The sequence below is a fragment of the Arthrobacter sp. TMN-49 genome (genome assembly GCF_054511095.1).
The window spans coordinates 158,794-171,963 of sequence record NZ_JBTNDH010000001.1; the positions used below are offsets into that span (position 1 = coordinate 158,794).

At 62.1% G+C, this 13,170-nt stretch carries 9 protein-coding genes and 1 pseudogene; 3 read left to right on the forward strand and 7 right to left on the reverse strand.

Annotation, left to right across the window (positions count from 1 at the left end; translation table 11 throughout):
• Positions 1-551: 551 nt before the first annotated feature.
• The 5 genes and pseudogenes from ACX80E_RS00710 to ACX80E_RS00730 form a co-directional block, all read right to left on the reverse strand.
• Positions 552-1,469, reverse strand: a pseudogene (locus ACX80E_RS00710) (ATP-binding protein); the annotation flags it as partial.
• A gap of 198 nt (positions 1,470-1,667) precedes the next feature.
• Positions 1,668-3,554, reverse strand: coding sequence for an FAD-binding monooxygenase (locus tag ACX80E_RS00715; protein ID WP_459299542.1), 1,887 nt, complete (start codon positions 3,552-3,554; stop codon positions 1,668-1,670).
• A gap of 603 nt (positions 3,555-4,157) precedes the next feature.
• Positions 4,158-4,676: a GIY-YIG nuclease family protein gene (locus tag ACX80E_RS00720; RefSeq protein WP_459299544.1), complete on the reverse strand. Its 519-nt coding sequence runs from the start codon at positions 4,674-4,676 to the stop codon at positions 4,158-4,160.
• Between the two features lie 124 nt (positions 4,677-4,800).
• Complete coding sequence (locus ACX80E_RS00725; protein ID WP_459299546.1) at positions 4,801-5,643, reverse strand: DMP19 family protein; 843 nt, start codon at positions 5,641-5,643, stop codon at positions 4,801-4,803.
• A 117-nt stretch (positions 5,644-5,760) separates the two neighbouring features.
• Complete coding sequence (locus ACX80E_RS00730; protein ID WP_459299548.1) at positions 5,761-7,257, reverse strand: helix-turn-helix domain-containing protein; 1,497 nt, start codon at positions 7,255-7,257, stop codon at positions 5,761-5,763.
• A 149-nt stretch (positions 7,258-7,406) separates the two neighbouring features.
• Here ACX80E_RS00730 and aceA point away from each other — a divergent pair, with 149 nt between their 5' ends.
• The 3 genes from aceA to ACX80E_RS00745 all read left to right on the forward strand — a co-directional run bounded on the left by aceA (position 7,407) and on the right by ACX80E_RS00745 (position 11,544).
• Positions 7,407-8,729 carry an isocitrate lyase gene (aceA, locus tag ACX80E_RS00735; protein WP_459299550.1) on the forward strand — a complete coding sequence of 441 codons (1,323 nt, stop codon included), beginning with the start codon at positions 7,407-7,409 and terminating at the stop codon, positions 8,727-8,729.
• Between the two features lie 103 nt (positions 8,730-8,832).
• A complete protein-coding gene (gene aceB / locus ACX80E_RS00740; RefSeq protein WP_459299552.1) occupies positions 8,833-10,497 on the forward strand; it encodes a malate synthase A in 1,665 nt (554 codons plus the stop codon).
• 342 nt (positions 10,498-10,839) lie between these two features.
• Positions 10,840-11,544, forward strand: a complete 705-nt coding sequence (locus tag ACX80E_RS00745; RefSeq protein WP_459299554.1) for a DsbA family oxidoreductase — start codon at positions 10,840-10,842, stop codon at positions 11,542-11,544.
• 11 nt (positions 11,545-11,555) lie between these two features.
• On the opposite strand, the gene ACX80E_RS00750 is transcribed toward ACX80E_RS00745, so the two are convergent.
• Positions 11,556-11,912: a LacI family DNA-binding transcriptional regulator gene (locus ACX80E_RS00750; RefSeq protein WP_459299556.1), complete on the reverse strand. Its 357-nt coding sequence runs from the start codon at positions 11,910-11,912 to the stop codon at positions 11,556-11,558.
• 10 nt (positions 11,913-11,922) lie between these two features.
• Complete coding sequence (locus tag ACX80E_RS00755; RefSeq protein WP_459299558.1) at positions 11,923-13,170, reverse strand: ROK family transcriptional regulator; 1,248 nt, start codon at positions 13,168-13,170, stop codon at positions 11,923-11,925.

Genomic DNA, 13,170 nt, shown 5'->3' on the forward strand with positions numbered 1-13,170 from the left:
TAATTTTCGCATCGCAGAATGCCTTATGACCCAATAAACAATTCCCATTCCAAGGAATGCCAGCAAGACGTTGATGACGGTATTGGTAATAAGTCCATAAGCGGTATTCAAGACACCGGATACGACTAATACCAATACAATTACAACCGCCAGAAAGTTATCGGCGAACCAATTGCGTGACGACCTGGGGCCATTGGAAGTATTACTCATCTGCAGTCTCCATCTTTGTAGATGTATGGGTACGAGGGGATGTTATGAAGCGCAAAACACTTCCCCTCATTTCTTGCTTGTTGTGCCATGGTAAGCCACCATGCGGATCCAATCCCGCACGCAGCGATCAGAGGCGGACCGCCCAAAGCGCAAGCGCGCAAGACGACATCCCACCCTCCGTCGGCAAAAGTACTTGTCTCTGCCTTGTTGAATTTGATGTCGCAGATGCCCCAATTACAGACAAGTTGTTAGGACGGAGCTTTTGGTAGCGGGTGTGGGGTGACCTGGTAGCAGCGGCGTGGGTACCCGGTAGCGCTGGGCGCCGCGCCGCTGCATCTGTTTTACATGGAGGGGGTGCCTTCCTTCCCGTTTTGGGCGTGTCGGCGCATGTTCGGTCTGTCGAGCTGGATGAGCTCGCTGGTCGAGACGATGCGGTTGAGGATGGATTCTGCGACGACTGCGTCGTGCAGCGACTTGTACCAGTCCTCGGGGTCGAACTGCGACGTCACGACGGTGGCGCCGCGATTTTCCCTTCCGGCGAGAATGTTGAGCAGTTCACTGGCCGCGTCCGGGGTGATCGGGGTAGTAAGAAAATCGTCCAAAATCAAGACGTCACAGTCGCGCAGGCCTCCGAGGAAGGCCAGCCGTTCCGGATCGGAGCGGTGATAGACGGCGAGTGTGTTGGCCAGATCATCGAGCCGGAAGTAGCGTGCGGTGTAGTCGCGCCGGCAGGCGGCATTGACCAGTGCCTGGGCGAGGTAGGACTTGCCGACGCTGGATTTTCCGAGGATGACCAGGTTCGTGGTGTTCTCGATCCACCGGCAGGAAGCGAGCCTTGCGATGACTTCCCGGTTCAGTGTCCGATCGGGAAGGTAATGGATTTCCTCCACGCACGCTGCCGGGTTCGGTGTTTTCGATTCCTTGAGCAGCTTCAGCATGCGCCGCTGTGACCTGGCCATGGTTGTCAGTCGGCAGCGGGCGAGGACTTCAAGTCCGAAGTAGCGGCGTCTTTCGGCCCATTCATCGCTTTGTTCGGCCAGGACGGCTCCCACGAAGCGGGTGATCGCATCCCGGTTCGGGAAGATCCCAACGACATCGGTGCGGCGGCGAATTTCCTTGTTCAGCCGCTCGTTGGGGCTATTTGAGCAGATCTGTTGCCAGACGTCTTTTGGGAAGCTGGTGAACGCGAGGACATCGGCACGGGCAGCATCGAGGTGGTTGAACACGTTCGGGAGTTTGGCCTCGACGTAGCCAAGGAGCCAGTTGTTACCCGTGACGGTATTTGACGACGGGGGCGTCGTGGTCGGTGACGTTGTGGGTGGCGTGAAAATGCCCCGCCGGGTGGTTTCGGCGGGGCATTCGTCCTCTGGCTAGTGTGGTGGTCGTTAAGTGACGCTGGGTGATTTTGTGTTTTGGCCGCTGTTTTCGGCCCCGCCCTTCAACATTTATGCCGCAGCTTACTGGGCCTTCAGGATCTTCCCGAAGAATTCCCCGAGTTCCGTGGTGGCCGTGAGCGGCAGAACGTTTGCCACGTACTGGTCCGGGCGGACCACAACCACCACACCGTCGCGGCTGAGCCCGCGCGCCTCGAAGATGTCAGCACCGGGAACTACCCCGTAGACCAGTTCATAGTCTGTGAGCGCAAACGGCCCGACCAGCGGTTTGAAGGCAGCGGGGACGGCGTTGAGATCGATGTCCTGGTGATTCTGCTGGTAGATGACCTTGACGTCAAACCAGGCATCGGCGTCGTACCCCTTTGGTGTTGCCGCAAGAGGCGACTCGGGCGCTGTGGACAGCCACTGGGCCAGTTCGGCGACAGGTGATGCAGCACCGGCCGGGGCCTGATCGGCAAAGACGTAGATCCGCCAACGGCCGTCGGCCGTTGCCTGGTGGCCCACGTGGATCGGATTGGTGTCGCAGACCCGGGAGGCGAGTGCGGACTTGAAGCGTTTGCCGAGCGGGAATCCGGTGGCCAGGTTCTGGTGCGTGGCAGCGCCGGTGATCAGCGACGGCGCGTATTCGGTCATGAAACCGGCCGGGAATTCGGCGGTGCGCACATAGAAGTCCTCCAGATCCGAGGGGTTGGCGAACTCCTCGGGCTTCTTGGCCATCATGGTGGACCATTCCTTGTCGAAGTCGATCAGGTTCTTGGCGACCACTTGGCGTTCGGCAGAGTAGGTGGACAGCAGGCTTTGCGGGCTGCGACCCGCCAGGACATGGGCGAGCTTCCAGCCAAGGTTGAAGCCGTCCTGCATGGACACGTTCATGCCCTGTCCGGCCTTGGCGCTGTGCGTGTGGCAGGCGTCCCCGGTGATGAACACCCGCGGCGTCCGGGAGCCGAGCTGCTCCGGAACAACGTCATCGAAGCGGTCGGTCAACCTGTGGCCCACCTCGTACACGCTGTGCCAGGCAACGTTGCGAACGTCTAGGGTGTAGGGGTGGAGGATCGCGTTGGCCTTGGCAATGATGTGCTCGATGGTGGTGTTGCGCACCGCACCATTGTCGTCCGCCGGCACCACCCCTAGATCGACGTACATGCGAAACAGGTGCCCGCCCTCGCGAGGGATGAGCAAGATACTGCCGCCGTCGTGGGACTGGATGGCACATTTGAGCCGGATGTCAGGGAAATCGGTCCGGGCCAGGACATCCATGACACCCCAGGCGTGGTTGGCCTGGTCCCCGGCCATGGTGCAGCCGATCGCTGCACGGACCTTGCTGCGCGCTCCGTCGGAACCGACAACGTACTTGGCGCGGATACTCCGTTCAGCACCCTTGTCCGGGCCAGCGTTGCGCACGAGCGTGACGTGGACGGGGTACTCCTGCGCGTCGTCGACCTGGAGCGTTTGAAAGTCCCAGCCATAGTCCGGCGTTGTACGGGCCGGTGAGTTGGCCATGACCTCGGCAAAGTAATCCAACACGCGCGCCTGGTTGACGATCAGGTGCGGGAACTCGCTGATTCCTGTCGTGTCGTCAACGGCACGCCCGCCACGGACGATGCGCGTGGGGTCCTGCGCATCCGGGCGCCAGAACGCCATCTCGGTGATCCGGTAGGCCTCCGCGACGATCCGCTCGGCGAAGCCGAAGGCCTGGAACGTTTCGACACTGCGGGCCTGGATGCCGTCGGCCTGGCCGATCGCGAGCCGGCCGTCCCGGCGCTCCACAATGCGTGTGGTGATGTCCGGGAACGCTGATAGCTGGGCCGCGGTCAACATGCCCGCCGGACCAGAGCCAACAATGAGCACGTCGACCTCGTCGGGAAGCTCCTCGGGACGGTCGATGCCTGTCCCCGCCGCTGGTTGGATGCGCGGGTCCCCGGATACGTAACCGTGGTGGTGGAACTGCACAAGAATCTCCTCACTGCGCCGTGGGCGGTACCTTCACCACCACTTGTGTGTGTTCGCTATGTGAACACCTAGTTCCAATAGCGCACACTAAGCATAAGTGTGTGCGGCAGATCACGCAAGCGTGTGCTGGCCTCTTCGTTCCTGCGCACCGTTCAAAGCAGTCGTAGAGGGCCAGTGACAGAGCTGCGCATCATCGGCTGCCAGTGAAGCGCGCAAGCTGCCCTATGACTCCGAACACCTTGAAAATTTTCCGCTCCCAAAAAGCTAATACGCACATAGAATTTGCGTATTAGTTGCTGCTCACCGGGGGCCGAAGTGGTCATCCGCTGTCGCTTCGGCCCCTCTCGGGAGGTGCGGGGGCCGTTGCGGACATTCGCCCCCGGTAGACCAGCATCGAATGTCCGTAACGGCCCCCGCAGCAGTTTTGGGGCACTTGTGCATCGCTAATTCCGCGCAGAACAGCCCCCTGCGCCTGGGCCCCCGCGCCCGAGGGTTCCCTGGCCGAGGGACGAGGTCAGGGAAGGCGTGGGTAGGGTCAGCTGCTGGGCGACTTCGTCGCGTCGGTGGTACCCGCAATTTCTATTTGCGTATTAGTTGAGGGGCTCAGCCCTTGTCGCGGAGGGCGTTGCGCTGTGCTGCCGCAGCGGCCACCGAGACGTGCAACTGCTCGGGAGTGCGGCCGTCCCGGTTCAAGGGCGGGCAGAGTTCGGTGCGCATCGCATCTTCGAGGCCGGCGACGGGTTCAAGGTCGGCCACCACGCAAAATGACATCCCAAGGTTGGCCACAATCCAGGCGCTGAGCACTTCTTCGTCAGCGTCGGTCAGCCGCGGATGCGCGGATTTTCCGTGCCACTGCGCCTGCAGTCCCAAGATGGCCGCCAGCGAACGGCGAAGAGTGGATTTGGAGGTTTGCACGGCATGGTGCTTGGCACGGCTGCGCAAGTTCGTCGCTTTCCCCACATACAGCAGGTCACCGCGCTTCAGGGGCGCCAACTCCGCGGGCCAGTTCGCGTCCTTGGGCAGGGCGCCGTTCAGGTATATCTTGTACATGCCGGGGGCAAAGGGCATTGCCTGCCACGACGTTTTGGCAGGGGCCGTGACTGTCCATTTGAGATCTTCCATGGGTTGACCTTACGGCAAGGCTGCGCCAATCCTGCGTTCGGGGTCCCTCCTGCCCCACGGCAGCCAACTGCCGGAGACGGGACCAAGAATAGCGTGGTCCCGCCCCGACAACTGCGTGCAGCCGCTAGGCGTCGACGTAGTCCTCGTCAAGGTCAAATTCGACCGTGGCAATGACCTCTTGCGTCGCCGGGTTGATCATGACGGCCTCGTCGTCGTCCTCGAGCATGATGAACTCGCCCTTGTCTGTTCTAAAGTGCCAGGCCAGCACGGTCTCGCCATCGTGCTCAAAGTTCGGATCCCCCATGGTGATCTTCTCCAGCTCGTGGCCGGCGACGTCGCAGAGTTCTCGAATGATGAGCTCAAAATCGGACGCATTCTCCAACTCGGCTTCCTCAGCTTCCGCCTGGCGCTGCGCCAAATCCGGAATCCCGGCCACGCGAGCGGCGATGTGCGCCTCCAACTCCTGCGCGCCGAGCACCAGCAGGTCCGGCTGGATGCGGAGCCACGCGGCATTGAGCCCGGTGACGTCCTCCGTCTCCAGCAGCTCCTCAAACTCGCCGTCGAGCGCTTCCATCGTCGCAACTGCCTCAGGGACGCCGGTCTCCCCGTCGCCTTCCAAGTAGGCCTCCATGTCGGCTTCGGACAGGGCGTCGTAGTGGGCAATGGTGCGTTTGAAGAGTGCCAGATGCTCCTTGGCACCCATCCGTTCCAGACCTTCGCTAATGTAGCCGTCCAGTTCGGCCCTGTCCGGGGTCATGAACACATACTGCGCGAAACCGCCCTCAAGTGTCTGGGTCAGGTAAAAATCAACGAAGTAGCTACGCAGCGCATTCGGCGCAATTTCTTGTGCATTCAGAAGTGCCAGGTACATGGCGTTCACTACCGACACGTTGTCCCCCACAACATCTTCGTTGTTGGCGGCTGCGCCCTCGGTGGTCAAAACGACAGGGAGTTGTTGCGTGATCATGAAAGTTCCTCACTGGTGGGAGCCTTGGTGCTGCTGACACCTTCACGCTATGTGGCGCAGGGCAATTGCGCCCCGCGCGCAACGTGAACGTCAGGCGAAGACTTGGGTAATCGGAGTTCATCGCCCTTGGTGGGACGCCAGGAACCTGTACACCTCAGTCTCATCGACGCCGGGAAAGGCGCCCTGCGGCATGGCAGCCAACAGGTGCGAGTTGGCTCGCGTGGAAGGCCAGGCGTTTCCGGCCCACTCCGCGGAAAGTTCCGCCGGTGGCCTGCGGCAGCACCCCGGATCCGGGCATTTTGACTGCGAACGCTCAGTGGTTTCCCTGCCCCGGAACCATTTCACGTGCGCATAGGGCACGCCGATGCTCAGCGAGTATTCGCCCGAGGAATGCCTTTCCGTGCGGGCTGTACACCAAAACGTGCCGACGGCCGTGTCCGTGTACTGATTGAAGGCCCGGAACTTGTCCGGCACCTCAAACACGGCCCGCGAAGTCCAGAAGCGGCACACGGCCTGCCCCTCGATGGCGCCGGTGTGATCGGCAGGGAAGTTCACGCCGTCGTTCTCATACGCCTTGTGAATGATCCCCGACTCATGGACCTTTTGAAAGTGCGTGGTGATCCCTAAATGCTCCGTGGCCAGGTTGGTGAACCTGTGCGCGGCAGTTTCGTAGGACACGGCGAACGCGTCGCGAATGTCCTCTATGGCCAGCTCCTTGGCGGCCTTGGCCTCCTTGAGGAAGTCCACGGTGGCCCGCTCGGGCATCAACAAGGAGGCAGCGAAGTAGTTGGTGTACACGCGCTGGCGCAAAAAGTCGGCATAACTACGTGGGGTCGTATGCCCCAAAACGTAGTGCCCCAACGCCTGCAACAGCACCGACCGGGGGTCGTGGTCGGAGCGTTGGCCCTGCGTGAGATAAATTCGGCGATTCTTCAAATCCGTCACCGAGCGGGTGGAATGGGGCAGATCTCCCACATAGTGCAGGTCAAAACCCAGGTGCTCGGCCACGTCGGCGGCCACGTGGTGGGACAGCGGCCCCCTGTCATGACCCACCTTGGCTAACAGCTCCTGGGCCTGCCGCTCAATCTCCGGGTAGTAGTTGTTGCGTTCACGCATTTCCATGCGCAACTCGGTGTTGGCCCGGCGTGCTTCCTCGGGCGTCGCCGACTGTTCATCCAGGCGTCGTTCCAACTCGTGTTGCAGGCCCACCAGTGACTCCAACACTTCCGTGGAAAGCCGCGAACTCACGCGCACAGTGGGCAGTCCCAGAGACAGGTAGAGCGGGCCTCGTTGCGCTCTTTCAAGCTCAATTTCCAGCGCTGCACGCCGGCTGGGCGGCTCGGCTCCCAGCAGTTGGTCAAGCCCCACGTCGAGCGCCCCGGCAAGGTGTTGGAGCAGTGTCAGTTTGGGTTCGCGTTTGCCGTTCTCAATCAAGGAAAGCTGCGACGGCGCGGCCCCCACTTTCGCACCGAGATCGTCAAGTGTCATGCCCAGTTTCTTGCGCAGGTGCCGCACCCTACGGCCCAGCGAAATGATGTCCACCTCACCGTTTGCGGCGGCGTCCTTGCCGCGCGGCGCCAGTGCTTCTCCTGTGTTCCAGCCCACATTTGTCATTTCTTGAGAATACGTGAAGAAGTGCCAATCTTTCCAGTGTTTACCCCTAGAAACCTCTTGAAAACTTCTGAATAGTAGAAATCACGAAGAAGAACGCCGGATCTCGGGTTTCAATTACCGATAATCCCCACCGCAAAGGAGCGAGAACCATGAGCGCAGCATTTGAACCCGCAAAGACACCCGAGCAGAGCAATGCGCAGGCTGCCGCAGCCCTCGAACTCGAGTGGGCAGCCAACCCCCGCTGGAACGGGATTGAGCGGACATACTCAGGTGCCGACGTCGTGAAGCTGCGCGGCAGGGTCACCGAGGAACAAACCCTGGCCCGCCGCGGGGCAGAAAAGCTCTGGGACCAGCTGCGCAACGCCGGCCCCGACGGCTACACCAACGCACTCGGCGCCCTGACCGGCAACCAGGCTGTCCAGCAGGTCAAGGCCGGGCTGAAGGCTATCTACCTCTCCGGCTGGCAGGTTGCCGCCGACGCCAACACTTCCGGCAACACCTACCCGGACCAGTCCCTGTACCCGGTGAACTCGGTCCCCACGGTGGTCCGGCGCATCAACAACGCCCTGCTGCGGGCCGACCAGATCGAATTCTCCGAAGGCAAGCAGAGCGTTGAGGACTGGCTGGTGCCGATAGTGGCCGACGCCGAGGCAGGCTTTGGTGGGCCGCTGAACGCCTACGAGCTCATGAAGTCCATGATCGGTGCCGGCGCGGCGGGCGTGCACTGGGAAGACCAGCTGGCCAGCGAGAAGAAGTGCGGCCACCTGGGCGGAAAGGTTTTGATCCCCACGGCCCAGCATGTCCGCACCTTGAACGCGGCAAGGCTTGCCTCCGACGTCGCCGGTGTCCCCTCAGTCATCATTGCCCGCACCGACGCGGAGGCCGCCACCTTGATAACCTCCGACGTCGATGACCGCGACAAGCCGTTCATCACCGGCGAGCGTACCCCCGAAGGCTTCTACCATGTGCGCAACGGGATTGAACCGTGTATTGCCCGGGCCCTGGCCTACGCACCGCACGCCGATCTCATCTGGATGGAAACCGGCACCCCGGACCTGGCGCTGGCGAAGAAATTTGCCGACGCCGTCCACGCCGAATTCCCGGACCAGATGCTCGCCTACAACTGCTCACCGTCGTTCAACTGGAGAAAACATTTGGACGACGCCACGATCGCTAAGTTCCAACGTGAACTCGGCGCCATGGGCTTCAAGTTCCAGTTCATCACCCTGGCTGGCTTCCACGCCCTGAACTACTCGATGTTTGACCTGGCCCACGGTTACGCCCGTGACGGGATGAGTGCCTACGTCGAACTGCAGGAGCGCGAATTCGACTCCGAAGACCGCGGCTACACCGCTACCAAGCACCAGCGCGAAGTGGGCACAGGCTACTTCGACCTGGTGGCGAGCGCCCTGAACCCAAACAGCGGCACCCTCGCATTGGCTGGTTCCACAGAAGCCCAGCAGTTCCACTAACCCCCTTAACAACTGACCCGCAGAAAACGCCGAAAATTCACGATTTTGAGATGATTCTCGCCGTTTTCTGCGGGTCAGTTGAACCAGATTTGGAGCGCACCCCATGAACTCAACGAACAGCCTGAACGGAATCACGTTCAACGGCATCACCCTGACAGCACAGCCCATCCACCGCCAGGACGAGATCCTCACCCCCGAGGCCCTGGACTTCATCGCAGCCCTGAACCGCACTACCACCGCCCGTCGCGCGGAACTCCTGGCTGCCCGCAAGACACGCCGCACCCAGATCTTGAGCGGCACCGACCCCCGCTACCTGAGCCACACCTCCCACATTCGCGAAGACCCCAACTGGCGGGTTGCCCCGCCGGCACCGGGTTTGGCGGACCGCCGCGTGGAAATCACGGGCCCGGTGGATAAGAAGATGACCATCAACGCCCTTAACTCAGGGGCGAAGGTGTGGCTGGCTGACATGGAAGATTCCTCCACCCCCACCTGGGGCAATGTGATCCGTGGCCAGCTGAATCTGATCGATGCCCTGGAGCGTCGCATCGACTTCACCAGCCCCGAAGGCAAGGAGTACAAGCTGGCACCGGCGCAGGACCTGCCCACAATTGTGGTCCGTCCCCGCGGCTGGCACCTGCCGGAAAAGCACCTGCTCATCAACGGCAAGCCGATGGCCGGCGGGATTGTGGATTTCGGGCTGTTCTTCTTCCACAATGCGCGCCGCTTGATCGCCCAGGGCAAGGGACCGTACTTTTACCTGCCGAAGATTGAAAACCATTTGGAAGCCCGCCTCTGGAATGACATTTTCATCCAGGCGCAGCAGCTGCTCGGCATACCGCAGGGCACCATCCGGGCCACGGTTCTCATTGAGACCATCACAGCAGCCTTCGAGATGGAGGAAATCCTGTACGAACTGCGCGACCACGCCTCCGGTTTGAACGCCGGACGCTGGGATTACCTGTTCTCCGTCATCAAGAACTTCCGCACCCGGGGCCCGCGGTTTGTGCTCCCGGACAGGAACCAGATCACCATGACGGCCCCGTTCATGCGCGCCTACACCGAACAGCTGGTGCGTGCCTGCCACAGCCGGGGTGCCATGGCCATTGGTGGCATGGCGGCGTTTGTACCCAACCGCCGTGACCCGGAGGCGAACGCCAACGCCATGGAGAAGGTCCGTGCCGACAAAACCCGCGAAGCCAATGACGGCTTTGACGGCTCCTGGGTGGCTCACCCCGACCTGGTTCCCGTGGCCATGGAGGTCTTTGACGCTGTTCTGGGCACGAACCCGAACCAGATCAGCCGCACCCGCGACGACGTCGAACTCGATGACAGGGCCTTGTTGGACATTGCCAGCACCAAAGGCAACATCACCGAGCAGGGCATCCGCGCCAACATCTGGGTGGGTATCCAGTACATTGAGTCCTGGCTCCGCGGCCATGGCGCAGTGGCCCTGAACAACCTCATGGAGGACGCGGCCACAGCCGAAATCTCCCGGTCCCAGATCTGGCAGTGGATCCACAGCCAAGCAATCACCGACACTGGCGAACTCATCACCTTTGACTGGGTGAAGGAGATGCTGGAGGAGGAGTTTGAGAAGATGCCCCGGTTTGACGCCGACAGGTTCAAGGATGCTCTGGAAATCTTTGAGGCGGTGGCCCTGGGCGAGGACTTCCCGGCCTTCCTGACCACCTCCGCGTACACCAATTACCTGCACGAAACCCCCGAACCGACTCCGGTTGGCGAGCGGGAACTAGCTGCAGTATAGGTTTGCTTGCTTTCACCGGACGCGTAGCCACTGCAAGCCCGAGAGTCGGGTTCCGGTGAAAGCAGGCAAAGTACTGAACGATCCAGAACGTAGGCACCCGAGGGCCCCTTGCCGGCGCACGGCGTGCCGCGTTCTCGTCTATCTCGCTGACGGCGTGCCAGCTTGGTGGGGGTTGAAATTTCAGACTCCCCCACCAGCCTGGCACGCCGTCGTGGGTGGGGGCCTGTTTGCCCGGCTAGGTGGCCACCGTGACCGGGCCCCCCGGAGCCTGATTTCAGTAAGCTCCATCACGCAAGCCCACAGCCCCGGAATAATCGCCGCAAGGGACCCGTTGGGCGAAGTATGAAGATTGATATCTGGTCCGACGTGGCCTGCCCCTGGTGCTACATTGGCAAGCGCCGTTTTGAGAGCGCCCTGAACGCTTTCCCGCACAAGGACGCCGTGGAGGTGCAGTGGCGCAGCTACCAGCTGGACCCCACCATCCCCGAGCACTATGACGGCACCGAGCTGAGCTACCTGAGCGAACGCAAGGGCATGGACCCGGCCCAGGTGTCGGGCATGTTCGCCCATGTCACCGAGCAGGCCGCCGCCGAAGGCTTGAACTACAAGTTCGAGAACGTCGTGGTGGCCAACAGCTTCAACGCCCACCAGCTGTTGCACCTGGCCACTGCCCAGGCGAAGGGCGACGCCGTCAAGGAAGCCCTGCTCTCGGCTCACTTTGAGCACGGGGTCGACATCGGCAACCGTGAGGAATTGGTGCGCATTGGCACCGAGGCCGGCTTGGACACCGTGGAAATTAGCGAGGCGCTGGACACCGACAAGTACGCCGAGGACGTTCGTGCGGACTTCGCCGAAGCCCGCGCCATTGGTGTCACGGGTGTGCCGTTCTTTGTCATTGACAAGAAGTACGGCATTTCCGGCGCCCAGCCCGCAACCGTGTTTACCCAGGCCCTTGAGGAAGCGTGGCAGGAGGCCAACCCGTTGACAATGGTCAATGCGGGCGGCTCCGACGCAGAAGCATGCGGCCCGGACGGTTGCGCACTTTAGAGTTGCCTCCCCTACGGGCTGGCCGGTTCCCATCGGCCGCACACGGCGTCGGGCGATACTATGCGCAGCATGAGGTTCTGTTCACGCTCAGCGAGAACTGCCTCAATACCGGCCAACACGTTCATGTAAAACGGCTCGGAACCCACCTGCTCGGCGTCACGCAATAGCACAATGCCAACGGTTTCACTGCGCGATTGTGACAGGGCTCGGGCGCTGGAACTGGCGTACCAGCCCAGCTCGGCGGCGAGCGCAAGAACGCGGTCCCGCGTCTCCTGACCCACCCCAGCCCTGCCGTTGAGGGCATAGGAGACCGAGGCCTTGGATATCCCTAACTGCTGCGCCAGATCGGCGATTGTCACATTGCCCACGGCGCAACTCCTACTGCTGCTGTTGGACTAAGTGTTCCACGCTGGAGGCGGAGAGCACGTGGTCAATGACCATATGCCCGGCGCCGAGCACACCTGCGTGGCCGGCCGCCATGGACTGCACAATGCGCAGGCGCGCGGTGGCCAGCGGCAAGGAGCGTTGGTACACGATTTCGCGCACGCCGGCCATGAGGTACTCCCCGGCCGATGCCAGCCCGCCGCCAATCACAATGACCGAGGGGTTGAGCAGATTCACACAGGCGGCGAGCACATCGCCGATGTCCCGGCCAGCTTGGCGCATGGCCGAGATGGCTGCCAGATTTCCGCGCCGGGCCAGATCCAACACGTCCTCACCGGTTGCTGCCGGCACACCTGCAGCTGCCAGTGCCGCGGCCACTGCCGGCCCCGAAGCCATAGCCTCCAAGCAGCCGAAGTTGCCGCAGCGGCACATGATCTCACCGCCCCGGGGGACTCGAACGTGGCCGATGTCCCCGGCCGTCCCGTCAGCACCGCGCTGGAGCAACCCGCCGCTGATGATGCCGGCACCAATGCCCGTGGCGACCTTGACGAACAGGAGATTCTCGGCGTCGGGCCAGTACGACGCGCGCTCCCCGAGGGCCATGATGTTCACGTCGTTGTCCACCAGCACGTCCACGGCGAACCGCTGCTGAACATAGGCGGGCACGTCAAAACCATCCCAGCCGGGCATGATGGGCGGGCTTGCGGGCTTCCCCGTTGAGTGCTCGACGGGCCCCGGCAAGCCAATCCCGATCCCGACAAGTTCACGTTCGTGGCGGCTGGCCTGGCTAAAAAGCCGGCCGCACAGCTCCAGTACCTGATCCAATACCAGCGTGGGCCCGGCCGAGATCTCAATGGTTTCGCTGAGTTCGCTCAGCACCGTGCCGCGAAGATCCAGCAACGCAATCAAAACGTGCGTGGCACCAACATCGACGGCAAGGATGACGCGGGCGGATGGCTGAAAGGCAAAGCGCGACGGCGGTCGGCCACCCGAGGAGACGGCCTCGCCGGCGGGACCAATCAGCCCGGCCGCGCTCAGGGCATCGATCCGGGCGGCCACTGTTGAGCGCGCCAGCCCCGTTATGTCGGCAAGTTCCGCCCGGGTCCGTGCACGCCCGTCGCGCAAAAGTTGAAACACATCGCCGGCACGCGAGTATCCGTAGGGCTGCCCGCTGGAATCAGGGCCCGGGGCGCTGTTCGATGACGCGCCGCGAGGCGGGGTGAGCACTGGTGTCTTTGGCAT

Coding starts and splice junctions, on each gene's coding strand:
- ACX80E_RS00720 (WP_459299544.1), bottom strand. CDS start 4,676: ATGGAAGATCTCAAATGGACAGTCACGGCCCCTGCCAAAACGTCGTGG.
- ACX80E_RS00725 (WP_459299546.1), bottom strand. CDS start 5,643: ATGATCACGCAACAACTCCCTGTCGTTTTGACCACCGAGGGCGCAGCC.
- ACX80E_RS00730 (WP_459299548.1), bottom strand. CDS start 7,257: ATGACAAATGTGGGCTGGAACACAGGAGAAGCACTGGCGCCGCGCGGC.
- aceA (WP_459299550.1), top strand. CDS start 7,407: ATGAGCGCAGCATTTGAACCCGCAAAGACACCCGAGCAGAGCAATGCG.
- aceB (WP_459299552.1), top strand. CDS start 8,833: ATGAACTCAACGAACAGCCTGAACGGAATCACGTTCAACGGCATCACC.
- ACX80E_RS00745 (WP_459299554.1), top strand. CDS start 10,840: ATGAAGATTGATATCTGGTCCGACGTGGCCTGCCCCTGGTGCTACATT.
- ACX80E_RS00755 (WP_459299558.1), bottom strand. CDS start 13,170: ATGCCAAAGACACCAGTGCTCACCCCGCCTCGCGGCGCGTCATCGAAC.